The sequence below is a fragment of the Nocardiopsis metallicus genome (genome assembly GCF_014201115.1).
GTDB classification, from domain to species: domain Bacteria; phylum Actinomycetota; class Actinomycetes; order Streptosporangiales; family Streptosporangiaceae; genus Nocardiopsis; species Nocardiopsis metallicus.
In genome coordinates this window covers 2,107,306-2,122,223 of sequence record NZ_JACHDO010000001.1, presented here as the reverse complement: position 1 = coordinate 2,122,223, position 14,918 = coordinate 2,107,306, and the positions used below count along the sequence as shown (strand labels likewise).

General features: G+C 72.2%; 14 protein-coding genes. 11 read left to right on the top strand and 3 right to left on the bottom strand.

Going from position 1 to position 14,918, the window contains the following annotated elements; all coding sequences use genetic code 11:
• Nucleotide 1 precedes the first annotated feature (1 nt).
• On the bottom strand, nucleotides 2-1,189 hold the full coding sequence (locus HNR07_RS09075) for an ABC transporter (protein ID WP_184364313.1): 1,188 nt from the start codon (nucleotides 1,187-1,189) through the stop codon (nucleotides 2-4).
• On the bottom strand, nucleotides 1,186-2,094 hold the full coding sequence (aztB, locus tag HNR07_RS09070) for a zinc ABC transporter permease AztB (RefSeq protein ID WP_184364312.1): 909 nt from the start codon (nucleotides 2,092-2,094) through the stop codon (nucleotides 1,186-1,188). Before aztB ends, HNR07_RS09075 begins: the two co-directional genes overlap by 4 nt.
• A 90-nt stretch (nucleotides 2,095-2,184) precedes the next feature.
• Between aztB and aztA the strand changes: the two genes are divergently transcribed.
• Both aztA and HNR07_RS09060 read left to right on the top strand, forming a co-directional pair.
• On the top strand, nucleotides 2,185-2,829 hold the full coding sequence (gene aztA, locus HNR07_RS09065; RefSeq protein ID WP_184364310.1) for a zinc ABC transporter ATP-binding protein AztA: 645 nt from the start codon (nucleotides 2,185-2,187) through the stop codon (nucleotides 2,827-2,829).
• Between the two features lie 62 nt (nucleotides 2,830-2,891).
• Nucleotides 2,892-3,284: a VOC family protein gene (locus HNR07_RS09060; protein ID WP_184364308.1), complete on the top strand. Its 393-nt coding sequence runs from the start codon at nucleotides 2,892-2,894 to the stop codon at nucleotides 3,282-3,284.
• Nucleotides 3,285-3,427: 143 nt separating this feature from the next.
• On the opposite strand, the gene HNR07_RS09055 is transcribed toward HNR07_RS09060, so the two are convergent.
• Nucleotides 3,428-4,381 carry an ABC transporter substrate-binding protein gene (locus HNR07_RS09055; RefSeq protein WP_184364306.1) on the bottom strand — a complete coding sequence of 318 codons (954 nt, stop codon included), beginning with the start codon at nucleotides 4,379-4,381 and terminating at the stop codon, nucleotides 3,428-3,430.
• Between the two features lie 97 nt (nucleotides 4,382-4,478).
• Here HNR07_RS09055 and HNR07_RS09050 point away from each other — a divergent pair, with 97 nt between their 5' ends.
• The 9 genes from HNR07_RS09050 to HNR07_RS09010 all read left to right on the top strand — a co-directional run bounded on the left by HNR07_RS09050 (nucleotide 4,479) and on the right by HNR07_RS09010 (nucleotide 14,915).
• Complete coding sequence (locus HNR07_RS09050) at nucleotides 4,479-5,300, top strand: helix-turn-helix domain-containing protein (RefSeq protein ID WP_184371785.1); 822 nt, start codon at nucleotides 4,479-4,481, stop codon at nucleotides 5,298-5,300.
• 164 nt (nucleotides 5,301-5,464) lie between these two features.
• Entirely contained in the window at nucleotides 5,465-6,490 is a 1,026-nt protein-coding gene (locus tag HNR07_RS09045) for an iron-siderophore ABC transporter substrate-binding protein (RefSeq protein ID WP_184364304.1), read from the top strand.
• Nucleotides 6,487-7,545: a FecCD family ABC transporter permease gene (locus tag HNR07_RS09040; protein WP_184364302.1), complete on the top strand. Its 1,059-nt coding sequence runs from the start codon at nucleotides 6,487-6,489 to the stop codon at nucleotides 7,543-7,545. The genes HNR07_RS09045 and HNR07_RS09040 overlap by 4 nt, the downstream gene beginning before the upstream one ends.
• Nucleotides 7,542-8,576, top strand: a complete 1,035-nt coding sequence (locus HNR07_RS09035; protein ID WP_184364300.1) for a FecCD family ABC transporter permease — start codon at nucleotides 7,542-7,544, stop codon at nucleotides 8,574-8,576. The genes HNR07_RS09040 and HNR07_RS09035 overlap by 4 nt, the downstream gene beginning before the upstream one ends.
• Nucleotides 8,573-9,385 (top strand): ABC transporter ATP-binding protein, encoded by an 813-nt coding sequence (locus HNR07_RS09030; RefSeq protein ID WP_184364299.1) that lies wholly within the window; start codon nucleotides 8,573-8,575, stop codon nucleotides 9,383-9,385. The genes HNR07_RS09035 and HNR07_RS09030 overlap by 4 nt, the downstream gene beginning before the upstream one ends.
• A gap of 223 nt (nucleotides 9,386-9,608) precedes the next feature.
• Nucleotides 9,609-11,207: an ABC transporter substrate-binding protein gene (locus HNR07_RS09025; protein WP_184364297.1), complete on the top strand. Its 1,599-nt coding sequence runs from the start codon at nucleotides 9,609-9,611 to the stop codon at nucleotides 11,205-11,207.
• Nucleotides 11,207-12,166, top strand: a complete 960-nt coding sequence (locus tag HNR07_RS09020) for an ABC transporter permease (RefSeq protein WP_184364295.1) — start codon at nucleotides 11,207-11,209, stop codon at nucleotides 12,164-12,166. Before HNR07_RS09025 ends, HNR07_RS09020 begins: the two co-directional genes overlap by 1 nt.
• On the top strand, nucleotides 12,163-13,086 hold the full coding sequence (locus HNR07_RS09015; RefSeq protein ID WP_221318761.1) for an ABC transporter permease: 924 nt from the start codon (nucleotides 12,163-12,165) through the stop codon (nucleotides 13,084-13,086). Before HNR07_RS09020 ends, HNR07_RS09015 begins: the two co-directional genes overlap by 4 nt.
• A complete protein-coding gene (locus HNR07_RS09010; protein WP_184364292.1) occupies nucleotides 13,083-14,915 on the top strand; it encodes a dipeptide ABC transporter ATP-binding protein in 1,833 nt (610 codons plus the stop codon). The genes HNR07_RS09015 and HNR07_RS09010 overlap by 4 nt, the downstream gene beginning before the upstream one ends.
• Nucleotides 14,916-14,918: the final 3 nt, after the last annotated feature.

Sequence of the window (14,918 nt, the reverse complement as noted above, 5' to 3'; positions counted from 1 at the left end):
GTCACCGTCCGGTCTCGACCATCAGGTGCGGCGCGATGCCCACGTCGAGGGTGCGGGCCACACGCAGGTCGTCGTTGTAGTCGATCTCGTGGACGACCCCGGCTTCGGCGTCGTTGACGTAGGCGCGGGAGGTGTCCACCTGCACGGTGGGCGGGTGCTCGGGGTCCAGCTCCTCCAGCAGCGGGGTGCTGGCCTCCTGCTCACCCGTCTCCGGATCCAGGGAGTACAGGGTTCCGTCCCCGGTCAGCGCGAGGACCGGCATGTCCTCACCGGCCGCGGTCACCGCCACCGTGTCGTCGAGGTCGACGGGGCGCCACTCCGCGGCGGCCAGGTCCAGCACCCACGGGTCGCCGTCGGTGGACAGCGCGGCAAGGACGGCTGAACCGGGGCGGTGGTGGAAGGCGTCGACGCGCCCGGACGCCGGGTAGGGGAGCATCTCGGCGTCGAGGGAGTCGTCGTCCTCGGTGACGTGGAGCGCCCCTTCCTCGCAGCCGACGACCAGGCCGCGACGTGTGACGGCCGCCCCCTGGGGGGCCTCACAGGTCTCGTCCAACGTCTCGCCGGGGTCGCCGTCCCGCCCCACTGTCCGGACGGAGCCGTCAGAGCTGTCGGCGGTGACCAGGACCCCCTTGTAGGGGTAGGCCGCGACCGGCCCGTCGGTGACCACGTCCGCGGTCTCGACCGAGCCGTCCTCCAGTCCTTCGCGGATCAGGACCAGGGAGGCTCCGCCAGTGTCGGTGACGGAGGTCAGAACGGTGTCGGTGACCACGTCGGAGCCGATCACCCCGTCCAGGGCGCCGACCCGGCCCGCGCCGGTCCGGTAGTAGTGGTTGTGGTCGCCGTGGTCCACGGTCCACACACCGCTGTCGAAGACTTCAAAGGTCCCGTCACCGGATGAATTGAGATAGGCGAATCGGCCGTCGCCCATGATCCCGTCGACGCCGGGTACCTCGCCGAGGTCGGAGACCTCTTCTGTGATCAGGTCCAGGAGGTGGACCTGCCCGGTGTCGGAGTCCGCGACGACCAGGCGGGACTGCGGTTCGGCGGTTTCCTCCGCGCCCTCCACGTAACCGTGGGGTGTCTCCTCGTCCTCGGGGGTGTCGGCGGCTTCGGGGGAACCGCCCAGGCAACCGGAGACGAGCAGGGTGATCAGGGCCGCCGGGAACAGGGCGGTAGCGGGACGTCTCAAGACGACACCGGCCTCTCCATAGGGGTGTTCGGGATCAGGGGGGCGGGTGAGTCGTGCTCTTCGGGTGGGAGGGGGCGTGCCTTCCCGGTCAGTCGTGAACGCAGCGCGGCGGCCAGCGCGGAGACGAAGAAGAACGCCACGGCCGAGGCCGCGATACTCGCCCCGGCCGCCGTGCCCCAGTGCCAGGACACGAGCAGGCCGACGTAGGTCGCGGTACCGCCCAGCAGGGCGGCGGTGAGCATGATCGCGGGGATGCTCCTGGCCCAGAGCAGCGCCGCGGCGGGCGGGGCGATGAGCAGGCCGAACACCAGCAGGGTGCCGACCACGTGGAACGAGGCGACCACCGCGAGGGTGACCAGGCCGAGCAGGGCGAAGTGCGCCACCCGCGGGGCCAGGCCCAGGGTGTGCGCCTTGCGGGGGTCGAAGGCCAGCGCGACGAAGGCCCGGTGGCCCACGACCGCGACCACCAGCGCCACCGCCAGGGAGATTCCCAGGTGGACCAGGTCCCGCTCCCGCACCCCGAGTACGTCACCGAAGAGGAACGCGGTGAGGTCCACGGCGTAGGACGCCGAGTGCGACACCAGGATCACACCCGCCGAGAGCATCCCCACGAACAGCAGGCCGATGCTCGTGTCCTGGGACAGCCGGGGTGATCGGCTCAGCGCGGTGACCCCGGCCGCCATGGCCGCCGCGGCCAGGGCGGCGCCCAGGAACAGGCTCTGCCCGAGCAGGGCGGCCAGGGCCACCCCGGGCAGCATGCCGTGCGACATCGCGTCCCCGAGGAAGGCCATGCCCCGCAGGACCACCCAGGTGCCCGCGATCGCGCAGACGGCCGAGACCAGGAGTCCGGCCCACAGCGCGCGCTGGACGAAGGTGACCCCGAAGGGTTCGATCAGTGCTTCCATGATGGGACACTCTATAACGATAACCATTATCGTTTCCAAATCGGGCCGAACGATCGGTATCCGCACACCCGGAGAGCAGAGGGGCGCGACGTGCTACTGGACGACCTGTACGCGGGCTACGGGAGGACCGACGTCCTCAAGGGCGTGAGCGCTGAGGTCCCCGAAGGGGCGGTCACCGCCCTGGTGGGGCCCAACGGTGCGGGAAAGTCAACGCTGCTCGGGGTCCTGGCGGGCACGGTGCCGCTCAGGCGGGGAAAGGTCACACCGGACCGGGGCGCCCGCGCGGCCCGCCCCGCCTTCGTCGTGCAGCGCAGCGCGGTCCCCGACACCCTGCCGCTCACCGTGCGGGCCGCGGTGGCCATGGGCCGCTGGGCGCACCGGGGCCTGTGGCGTCCGCTCACCCGCCACGACCGGGCGGTGGTGGCCCGCTGCATGGAGCGGGCCGGGGTGGCCGACCTCGCCGACCGCGGCCTCGGCGGGCTCTCCGGTGGTCAGCGCCAGCGCGCCCTGATCGCCCAGGGCCTGGCCCAGGAGGCGGACTTGTTGCTCCTGGACGAACCCTCCGCCGGGCTGGACCAGGAGGCTCGGGAGCGGATCAGCCGGACCGTCGCCGACATCGCGGCCGAGGGAGTCACGGTCGTGCACGCCACCCACTTCGCCGAGGAAGCGCGGGGGGCGGACCACCTGCTCACCCTCGACCAGGGGAGGGTGGCGGTCCCGAACACCCTCGCGTGACCGCCGGGCCGCGAGCCGTGGGTTCTTCTCGGGCAGGGGCCGCAGATGCGACCATGCCGGGCATGGACGTTCTGAGCAGCCGCATCCTGTTGCGGCCCACCGACCTTCGGCGCAGCCGTGACTTCTACCGGGACGTGCTGGGGCTGGCGGTGCACCGCGAGTTCGGCGCCCCCGAGGCCCTCGGGACGGTGTTCTTCCTGGGCAACGGGCTGTTGGAGGTCTCTGGGGCCGCCGAACCCTCCGGGGTGCCGCCGCTCTCCCTGTGGTTGCAGGTGCGCGACGTCGAGGCCGAGTACACCCGGCTGACGGCGGCCGGTGTCAACGGGCTGCGCGAGCCCCGGACGGAGTTCTGGGGCTTGGTCGAGGCGTGGATCGCCGACCCCGACGGGGTGCGCATCGTCCTGGTCCAGATCCCCGACGACCACCCCCTGCGTCGGGACCAGCGCTCACTGTGACACGGCCCGCCCGGAGCGGGTTCGCCCCTTCACGAGGGCGGTGCCACCAGGAGCCGTTTCGGTGCACTGGGTTTCGGTGGTACCGCGCTTCTGGCGGCAGGACACCGGGGTAGGGCGGTTCCCGGCCGGTTCGGGGCAGGCTCTTAGCCGAGCTCCTCGATGGTCGGGCGCAACTCCTCGGCGAGCCAGCGCAGGCTGATCGGTCCCGCCGAGTTGATGGCGTTGGCGAAGGCGAGGTCGGCGTAGTACACGGTGCCCGCCCCGACCGCGGGCAGGCCCTGGAACAGGGGGTCCTCGTCGAGCCGTCGGCGCTCGTCCTCGCCCGGAGCCCAGACGGCGAGGAGGTCGGCGTCCAGGTCGGCGGTGTGCTCCCGCGACAGCGGATCGCCGCCCTGGGTGTTGTCCTGGTTGTCGGCCGGCTTCAGACCGAACAGCTCGAACAGCGCACCGTTGCCGAAGGTGTAGCCGTCCGCGTCGGCGCGCACCCACTGGTAGGTGCGGTCCCCGATGTCGGGGACGGTCGCGCCGATCCCGGCGAACTCCGCCTCGATCCCGGCCACCAGCTCCTCGGCCTCGTCGGTGCGGTCCAACGCCTCGGCGGTCTTGAGCAGGCGTTCGTCCCAGTCGGCGTTGACGGCGTCGGTGTCGGGCAGGACGGTCGGGGCGATCGCGTTCAGCCGTTCGAAGCTCGCCCGGTCGGGCAGCTGGTGGGTCTGGGCGATGATCAGGTCCGGGGCGAGCGCCGCGATGGCCTCGATGTTGGGCTCGCCGTCGCCGGTGAGCAGCCCGGCCTCGGCGGTGCCGGCGATCTCCTCGGCCAGCCACGGCACGCTCTGTTCGAGGGTGTCGGGCTCCTCGGCCACGCCGATCGGTTCCACGCCCAGGGCGAGCAGTTCCTCGGCCGGGGCGAACCCGAGCGCGACCACCCGCTCCGGCGCCTGTTCGACGGTGACCTCCCCGTAGGCGGTCGCCACGGTCAGCGGGTAGGGTCCCTCGCCCGGGGCGCCGGGCCCCTCCTCCGTGTCCCGGGCCGTGCCGCAACCGGCGATCAGCAGAATCGCCAGAGCACCGGACACTCCTACCGACATCCGTGTCATCGGAAGCCTCCTTGGGGCAGAAAATAAGGCAAGGCTACCCTTTCATTGGGTGCAGGTGCTCGGCGGGCGTAACCTTGCTGGCGTGGTCATACGAGACATGGCGCCGAACACCGCGGCCGGGCGCGGCAAGCGCCGCGGGCGGGCGGAGGCGGTCGACAGCCGCAGGCTCCCCCTCTACGCGGCGGGCGAGATCGACGTGCCGTTCGTCGTCTACGGCACCGACGAGGTCATCGCCCGCGACACCTACTGGGAGGAGCACTCCCACCCCACGCACGAGCTGCTCTGGAACCAGCGCGGCGCGTCCACGGCCAGGATCGGGGCGCGGATGTGGACCGTCACCCCGTCGGTCGGCCTGTGGATCCCGGCCGGAACCCTCCACTCCGGATGGACCCCGGCGGGCACCTGGCACCACGCCGCGCAGTTCGGTATCCACGCGGTCCCGGCGATCGCGGACACCCCCGTCGCGGTGGAGGTCACCCCGCTGCTGCGGCTGCTGCTGGAGCGGCTCAACACCGAGGGCCTGGCCGCCGACTCACGGGCCAAGACCGAGGCGCTGGTGCTCGACCTGCTCGCGCCGGCCCCGGTCGAACTCCTCCTGAAGATCCCCGATTCCTCATTGCTGGCGCCGATCGTGTCCGCCGTGCGCGCCGACCCGGCCGACGACACCACCCTGGCGGCCTGGGCGGTGCGGCTGGACGTGAGCGGCCGGACCATCACGCGGGCCTTCCGGGCGCAGACCGGGCTCGGGTTCAGCCAGTGGCTGGCCGCCGCGCGCGTGCAGCACGCGATCACGCTGCTGTGCGGGGGAGAGGAGATCGAGGAGGTCGCCGAGCGCGTCGGCTACCACTCGGCGAGCGCGTTCGGCACGGTGTTCCGGCGGGTCACCGGGATGAGCCCCGGGCGGTTCCGCGCACAGTAACCGCCGGGTCAGTGGCTGGGCCTGTCATCGGTGTGGTGTCCGTTTCGCGAGGAAGGGTGTCCTCTTCGCGCGATTGCGAACCTACTGAGTGCACCCTAAATTCGGTTAGGCAAACCTAACTCCCGGTTTTCGGGGGTGCACAGGGACACCACCGGAAGGACACCATGCCCCGCGTTTCAAGGCTGGCTCGCATCGCCGCGGCCGCGCTGATCCCCCTCACCCTCGCCGCCTGCTCCTCCTCCCCCGCCGAGGAGGGCTCCGCGAACTCCGGTGACTGGACCCCCGTCACCGTCGAGCACGCGCTCGGCACGACGACCATCGACTCCGCGCCCGAGCGGGTCGCCACGGTCAACTGGGCCAACCACGAGGTCCCCCTGGCCCTGGGCGTCGTCCCGGTCGGCATGGCCGCCGCCAACTTCGGCGACGACAACGACGACGGCGTACTCCCGTGGGTCGAGGAGAAGCTCCAGGAGCTGGACGCCCAGACCCCCGTGCTCTTCGACGAGACCGACGGCATCGACTTCGAGGCGGTCGCCGACACCGCGCCCGACGTCATCCTCGCCGCCTACTCCGGGCTCACCCAGGAGGACTACGACACCCTGAGCGAGATCGCCCCCGTCGTCGCCTACCCCGAGACCGCCTGGGGCACGTCCTGGCGCGACACCATCGAGCTGAACAGCGCCGCCATCGGCATGGCCGACGAGGGCGCGGAGCTCATCGTCGAGCTGGAGGCCGAGATCGCCGACGCGGTCGCCGAGCACCCGCAGATCGAGGGCTCCTCGGCCATGTTCCTCACCCACGTGGACACCAGCGACCTCAGCGAGGTCAGCTTCTACACCACACACGACACCCGCGCGCTGTTCTTCGAGGACATCGGCCTGGCCACCCCCGGGAGCGTCGCCGAGGCCTCCGCCGCAACAGACCAGTTCTCCCTCACGCACAGCGCCGAACAGGCCGACACCTTCGACGACGTCGACATCATCGTCACCTATGGCGGCGAAGAACTGATCGAGGCCCTGGAGGGCGACCCGCTGCTGGCCCAGATGCCCGCGGTGGAGAACTCCGCCGTGGTCGGCCTGCCAGGCGACAGCCCGCTCGGTACCGCCGCCAACCCGACCCCGCTGTCGATCTCCTGGGTCCTCGACGACTACCTGTCGCTCCTGGCCGAGGCCGCCGACGGAGCACAGTGACCGCGCGGCACACCTCCACCCAGCACGCTGCCACCGAAACGGGGGCCGCCACCGAGCGGCCCCCGCGCCGGGCCCGCCCCCTCTGGCTGCTCCTGACCCTCACGGTCCTGCTCGGCCTGATGTTCCTCTCGGTCTCCGTCGGCTCCCGCGACGTCGCGTGGGCCGACATCGTCGCGGCCTTCGGCGGGTCGGCCGAGGGCTTCAACGAGGCCGCGGTCGCCAAACGCATCCCCCGGACCCTGCTCGCCGTACTGGTCGGCGCGGCCCTCGGGATATCCGGCGCGGTCATGCAGGGCGCTACCCGCAACCCCCTGGCCGATCCCGGCATCCTGGGCGTCAACATGGGAGCCTCGCTCGCCGTGGTCACCGGCATGGCATTCTTCGGCCTGGCCACCGCCACCGACTACATCTGGTGGGGAATCGCCGGAGCCGGGCTCACCGCGCTGTTCGTACACGTCATCGGCTCCATGGGCCGCGGCGGCCCGACCCCGCTCAAACTCGCCCTCGCCGGAGCCGCCACCTCCGCCGCGCTGGCCTCGTTCACCAGCGCCGTCGTGCTCCCGCGCAACGACATCGCCGACGGGGTCCGCTCCTGGCAGATCGGCGGAGTCGGCGGCGGCACCTACGACGCCATCTCCCACGTGCTGCCCTTCCTCGCGGTCGGCTTCATCGTCTGCCTGCTCTGCGCGCGCGGGCTCAACCTCCTGGCCCTGGGCGACGAGCTCGCCGCGGGGCTGGGCCAACGCGTGGAGGCCTCGCGGGTCACCGCCTCGGCCGGAGCCGTCGTGCTCTGCGGGGCCAGCACCGCCGTCACCGGCCCCATCGGCTTCGTCGGCTTGGTCGTCCCGCACGTGTGCCGCCTGCTGGTCGGCGTGGACCACCGCTGGCTGCTGCCGTTCTCGGCCCTGACCGGGGCCGCGCTGCTCACCGCCGCGGACGTGCTCGGCCGCATCGTGGCGCGCCCCGGACAGATCGACGTGGGGATCGTGACCGCCCTGGTCGGCGCCCCCTTCTTCATCTACATCGTCAGACGCCAGAAGGTCCGTGCCCTGTGAGCATCTCCACCGTCGAGACCGTCGCCCGCGGTCGCGGGCGCCGCGCCCGCCGACGGCACACCGTGGTCGGCCTCCTCGCCGCCCTGATCGTCCTCGGCTTCGCCCTCACCCTCATGGTCGGGCAGACCTTCTACCCGCCCGGCGACGTCGCCAGGGTCGTCCTCGGCCAGGACGTGCCCGGCGCCTCGTTCACCGTGGGGCGACTGCGCCTGCCCCGCGCCGTACTCGCCATCACCGCCGGAGCCTGCTTCGGGATGGCCGGTGTCACCTTCCAGACCATGCTGCGCAACCCGCTGGCCAGCCCCGACATCATCGGCATCAGCGCCGGCGCCGGCGCCGCCGCGACCTTCGCCATCGTGGTGCTGTCCTTGGACAGAACCGGTGTGTCGGTCTTCGCGATCGTCGCCGGGCTGGGCGTGGCCCTGCTCGTGTACGCGCTCTCGTACAAGAGCGGGGTCTCCGGCACCCGGCTCATCCTGATCGGCATCGGCGTGGCCGCCATGCTCAACAGCATCACGTCGTACATCCTCGACCGCGCCGCCACCTGGGACCTGCAGGAGGCGATGCGCTGGCTGACCGGCAGCCTCAACGGCACCAGCTGGAACGCGACCCTGCCGGTGGTCGCCGCGTTGGCCGTGCTCGCACCGGTGCTGCTGGGGCTGTCGGGCAACCTCTCCGCGCTCCAGTTGGGCGACGACACCGCCTCGGCCCTGGGGGTGCGGGTGGACCGCACCCGGCTGCTGGCGATCGTCGGCGCCGTCGGGCTCATCGCCTTCGCCACCGCCGCGGCCGGACCGATCGCCTTCGTGGCCTTCCTGTCCGGGCCGATCGCCGCCCGCCTGGTGGGCTCGGACGGCTCCCTGCTGGTGCCCTCGGCCCTGGTCGGCGCGCTGCTGGTCCTGGTGGCCGACTTCTGCGGCCAGTTCGCCTTCGGCACCCGCTTTCCCGTGGGGGTCGTCACCGGCGTGCTCGGCGCCCCCTACCTCGTCTACCTCATCGTCCGCACCAACCGTGTGGGAGGCTCCCTTTGACCACGGGTCACTCGCTCCTCGTCGAGGAACTGACGCTCGGCTACAAGGACCGCGACGTCATCGACTCCCTCGACCTCGCCGTGCCGCCCGGCCGGATCACCTCGATCGTCGGCGCCAACGCCTGCGGCAAGTCCACGCTGCTGCGCTCCATGTCGCGCCTGCTGGCGCCACGCAGCGGACGGGTGCTGCTCGACGGCCAGGAGGTGCACCGCATGCCGCCCAAGGCGGTGGCGCGCACGCTCGGGCTGCTCCCGCAGTCCCCGGTGGCCCCGGAGGGCATCACCGTGTCCGACCTGGTCGGCCGGGGCAGGCATCCGCACCAGCGGGTGCTCACCCGGTGGAGCCGCCAGGACGACGAGGCGGTGGCCGAGGCGCTGGAGGCCACCGGAACGGCGGAACTGGCCGACCGGGCCGTGGACGAGCTCTCCGGCGGGCAGCGCCAGCGCGTGTGGATCGCGATGGCGCTCGCCCAGCGTACGGACCTGCTGCTGCTGGACGAGCCCACCACCTTCCTGGACGTCAGTCACCAGGTCGAGGTCCTGGACCTGCTCACCGACCTCAACGCCTCCCGCGGTACCACGATCGTGCTGGTGCTGCACGACCTCAACCTCGCCGCCCGCTACTCCGACCACCTCATCGCGCTCGCCGACGGCGGACTCCACGCGGCGGGCCCGCCCGGTCGGGTGCTCACCCCCGACCTGGTGCGGGCGGTGTTCGGGATGGAGAGTCGGATCATCACCGACCCCACCTCGGGCAAGCCGCTGATGCTGCCGATCGGCAGGCACCACCGCGCGGTCCTGGTGGACTGACCGCCGGTTCTCCGAGGTTCCGCGCAGGGGCCCGCACACCCGACGACACCGGACGTGCGGGTCCCTTCGTGCTGCCCGGCCCCGGCCGAGGGCTCCCGTCCCACCTTGAATCCCGGCAACCGAACCCCTATCGTTCAAGGATCGTATTAATCGTTCATTGAACGATTAACCCGTTCAAGGGGCATGCAGGACGCACGGAGCACAGAGGAACAGAGGGGAAGTCATGCCGCGCTCACCGGGTTCCGCGGGCAACCCGCCACAGATCCCGCGCAGAACCGCGCTGCTGGGAGGGGCGGGCGCACTCGGTGCCGCGGTCCTGCTGCCCGGCTGCGGGGCGTCCGACCGGCAGGCGGCCCCGCCGATCCCGGAGGGCGCGGCCACCGGGGCCACCGCCGACGGAGGGGTGCTGCGCATGGCGCGCCCGCCGGCGTCGCAGGCCGAGACGCTCGACCCGGCCAGCTCGCTGTCGGCCTACGAGTACCTCGGCGCGCTGTACAACCGTCTGGTCAGGATGGACGAGTCCGGCGAGACGGTCCCCGATCTCGCCACGGAGTGGGAGCCGAGCGAGGACGGCACCACCTGGACCTTCCGGCTGCGCGAGGGGGTCACCTTCCACGACGGCACCCCGTTCACCTCCGCGGACGCCGCCTACACACTGCGCCGCATCGTGGACCCCGACCTCGCCTCGCCCCAGGGCACGGTACTCGCACCCCTGGTCGACCCGGCCGGACTCGGCACCCCCGAACCGGGGGTCCTGGTGGTCGAGCTCAAGGAACCCAACTTCGAGTTCCCCGCCCTGCTGACCAGCTACCACTGCTACGTCATCCCGGAGGGCAGCGGCGACACGATCGGGGAGAGCGGGATCGGCACCGGCCCGTTCCGGCTCGACTCCTTCTCACCGGGCGGCCGGGGCAGAGTGGTCGCCAACGACGGCCACTGGGAGGGCGCGCCCGTCCTGGACGCCGTCGAGATGTTCGCGATGACCGACATCCAGGCCCGCGTCAACGCACTGCTGGCCGGACAGGTCGACCTCATCTCCCAGACCAACCTGGACTTCGCCACCGCCCGCGTGGTGGAGGCCTCCGAACGGGCGACCATCGCCCGGTCGGTCAACGCCCAGTGGTACGTCCTGCCGATGCTCACCACCGCGGAGCCGTTCACCGACCCCCGGGTTCGCCGCGCCATGAAGCACGCCTACGACCCCCGGCTCATCATCGACGTGGCCCTCCAGGGCACCGGTGTGGTCGGCAACGACAACCCGGTCCCGCCCGGCACCCCCTACTGGACCGACCACGCGCTCGACCACGACCCCGACCGGGCACGCGCCCTGCTCGCCGAGGCGGGCCGCGAGGACCTGCGCGTCGACCTCTACACCTCCAGCTACGACCCGGTCTTCACCCCCATGGCGCTGGCCTACCGCGACTCGGTGGCCGAGGCGGGGATCGACGTCACCGTGCGCAACGCCTCGGCCGACTACTACTACACCCAGATCTGGATGCGGCGGCCCCTGATGGCCACCTACTGGTACACCGGACGCCCCGCCGACCAGCTGCTCAACCAGGTCTTCCGCAGCGGCTCCTCCTACAACGAGACCGCCTGGTCCAACGAGGACTTCGACACCCTCCTGGACGACGCCCGCCGCACCGCGGACGAGGACCGCCGCCGCACCCTCTACCAGGACGCCCAGGTCCTGGTCGTCGAGGAGGGCGGAGCCATGACGCCGATGTTCGCCGACCGCCTGGTGGGCCTGTCCCGGGACGTCCTCAACTACCGCGAGTACGGGTTCGAGTTCGACTACCTCAACATCGGATTGAGGCCCTGATGCTGTTCTACGTCACACGAAGGCTGCTCTCCGCGGTCGTCACCGTCCTGCTCGCCTCGATCATGGTCTTCGCCGCGGTACAGCTCCTGCCGGGCGACGTCGCCACCCAGGTGCTCGGCCAGGACGCCACCCCCGAGGCCGTGGCCGCGCTGCGCGAGCAGATGGGCCTGGACCAGCCCGCCGTCCTGCGCTTCCTGGACTGGATCGCCGGTGTGGTCCAGGGCGACTTCGGAGTCTCCCTGGTCTCCGGTGAGGCGGTGGCCGCCACGCTCTGGCTCCACCTGCGCAACACCATGCTCATCGCGGTGGCCACCGTCGCGGTCGCCGTGACCGCCTCGATCGTGCTGGGCGTGCTCGCGGGCCTGTACCGCGACCGCTGGCCGGACACCGTGATCTCCACCCTCACCCTGGTCGGGATGAGCGTCCCGGAGTTCGTGGTGGCGACCCTGCTCGTACTGGCCCTGTCCATCACGGTCCCCGTCCTGCCCGCCGTGGTCCTGGACGAGGCCTCCGCTCCGGTGGCCGACCTGCTGCCCGCGATCGTGCTGCCCACCATCGCGCTGTCGGTCGTGATGACCGCCTACATCGTGCGCATGACCAGGACCAGTGTCATCGACGTGATGGCTAGCGAGTTCGTCACCACAGCCCGGCTCAAGGGCATCGGCACCGCGCGCGTGGTCGTCCGCCACGCCCTGCCCAGCGCCCTGCTGCCCACCCTCAACGTGATCGCGATGAACGTCGCCTGGCTGGTCGGCGGCGTCGCCGTGGTGGAGAACGTCTTCAACTACCCCGGTATCGGCCAACTGATGCTCGAGGCCGTGCACAACCGCGACCTACCCGTACTCCAGGCCATCGCCGTGCTCAGCGCGGTCGTCTACGTCCTGTGCAACCTCGCCGCCGACCTCGGGGCGATGGCGCTCAACCCGCGCCTGCGCACCGGTGAGAGGAGCTCCCGATGAGCGAGTCCAACCAGACACCCGCCGGAGGTGAGGCCCGGGAGGCCGCGCACGAGGCCGGGTCGGCCCCGGCGCCCGGAGCCCTGCGGCGCGCCCTGCGCTCGCTGACCCGCTCCACCCCGGCGACGGTGGGCCTGGGCCTGGTCGCCCTGCACGTCCTGCTGGCCCTGCTCGCACCGCTGCTCACCCCGTACTCACCCACCGCCAACACGCCCGACCAGGCACTCCTCGGTCCGGGCCCCGACCACTGGGCGGGCACCGACGCCCTGGGCCGCGACGTCCTCACCCGGGTGCTCTACGGCGGACAGTACGCCCTGGTCGTCTCGTTCGCCGCGACCGCCTGCGCGGTCGCCCTCGGCACCCTTCTGGGCTGTGTCACCGCGCTCAGGGGAGGATGGTTCGACGACGCGCTGATGCGTGTGCTCGACGCCGTCCTGGCGATCCCGCCGATCCTGGCCCTGCTGGTGGTCGTCACCGTGCTCGGCGCCGGACCGGCGGTGATCGTCCTGGCGGTGACGATCGTCTACTCCCCACAGGTGGTGCGCGTGGTGCGGGCGGCCGCCCTGGGCGTGGCCCCGCTCGACTACGTCACCGCGGCCCGGGCCCGAGGCGAGCGCACTCTCCCGATCCTGGTCCGCGAGGTCCTGCCCAACATCGTCAACGTGGTCTCCGTGGAGTTCGCGATGCGCGCCTCCTGGGTGGTCCTTCTCATCAGCTCGCTCTCCTTCCTGGGCTTCGGCGCCAACCCGCCGACCCCGGACTGGGGGCTGATGGTGGCGGAGAACCGCACCGCGATGGTCGTGGTGCCGTGGGCGAGCCTGGCACCCATCATCGCCCTGGCGACCCTGGTCGTCGGGCTGAACCTGTCCGCCGACGGCCTCGCCAAGGCCTGGGGCGTCGACCGCGTGAAGGAGAGCTCGTGAGCACCGCTGACAGAAACACCGTCGCCCACCGGGGCGAGGCGGTGGTCCGCGTCGACGACCTCTCCGTGGCCTACCGCTCGGGCGGGGCCGACGTCACCGTCGTGCGCGGGGTGTCCTTCGAGGCGGCCGCAGGGGAGACCGTGGCCGTGGTCGGCGAGTCCGGCAGCGGCAAGTCCACCGTCGCCGGGACCCTGCTGGGACACCTGCGGCACGGATCCCGGGTCACCGGAGGCAGGGTCGAGGTGGCCGGCCGCGACGTGCTCTCCCTGGACGCCCGCGGCCTGCGCGACCTGCGCGCCGCCGACATCGCCCTGGTCGGGCAGAACGCGGGCAACGCGCTCACCCCGTCCATGCGGGTCGGACGGCAGATCGAGGAATCGCTGCTGCCCCTCGGGCTGACCCGCGGCGAACGGCGCGAGCGGGCCCGCACCCTGGCGGCCAAGGTCGGGCTGCCCGACCCCGACGGTATCGTCCGCCGCTACCCGCACCAGCTCTCCGGCGGACAGCAGCAGCGCGTGGCGATCGCCATGGCGCTGGCCGCCGAACCCCGCGTGCTCGTCCTGGACGAGCCCACGACGGCGCTGGACGTGGTCACCCAGGCCCGCGTCCTCGACCTGGTCGCCGGGCTCAGCGACGAACTCGGCCTGACGTCGGTCCTGGTCAGCCACGACCTCGGGGTCGTGGCGCGGATGGCGGACCGGGTGGTCGTCATGCGCGAGGGCGAGGTCGTGGAGTCAGCCGACACCGGCACCCTGTTCACCGACCCCCGGCACGCCTACACCCGCCACCTGCTCGCCAGCGTTCCCCGGGTCCGCGACCGAGGCCTGGCCGAGGTCGGCGAGGACGGCGCCCGGACCGTGCGCACGCGCCGCCCCGTCCCCGACGAGGCCCCCGAAGTGGTGTCCGTACGCGACGTCACCATCGACTACGGGCCCCACCGCGCCGTGGACGGGGTCACGCTCGGCCTGCGCCGCGGCGAGGTCCTCGCCCTGGTGGGGGAGTCCGGCAGCGGCAAGTCCACCCTGGCCTGGTCCCTGGCCGGACTGCGCCCGCCCACCTCGGGCAGTATGCGGCTGCTCGCAGACACCGAAGACGGGAGCGGCGAGGGCGACCTCGCCAACGGGGCGCGGCAGCGGCCCCTGGACGTCCGGCGCCGGATCCAGCTGGCCTTCCAGAACGCCGACACCTCGCTCAACCCGCGCCGCCTCGTACGCGAGGCGGTGCGCAGGCCCCTCCGGTTCTTCGGACTCGCCGACCGCTCCGAAGCCGACGCCCGCGCTAACGCCCTGATCAGGGACGTTGCCCTGGACCCGGCGCTCGCCGACCGGCTGCCCGAGCAGCTCTCCGGCGGCCAGCGCCAACGCGTGGGCATCGCCCGCGCCCTGGCCGGGGACCCGCGCGTGGTCGTCGCCGACGAGGTCACCACCGCGCTCGACGTGTCGGTCCAGGCCTCCGTGCTGGCGCTCCTGGACGACCTGCGCGCCCAACGGGACCTGGCGTTCGTCTTCATCAGCCACGACCTGGCGGTCGTGCGCGGCATCGCCGACCGGGTGGCGGTCATGCGCGAGGGCCGGGTGGTCGAGGAGGGGCCGGTCGACGCCGTCTTCAACGGCCCCAACCACCCCTACACCAGCCGCCTCATGGCGGCGGTCCTGGAACCGGAACCGGCGCGGGGCGGGGGCACCGCGCCGGTTCCCGAAACGGAAGGGCCTCCCACCGGGTCGGTCGCCGAGTCCGCGGACGGGGGGTCCGACCCCGACTGGATCGACCTGGGCGGGGGCCACCGCATCCGCCGCTGGGACCCCGACGGTCCCGCCAGCGCCGCCTGACAC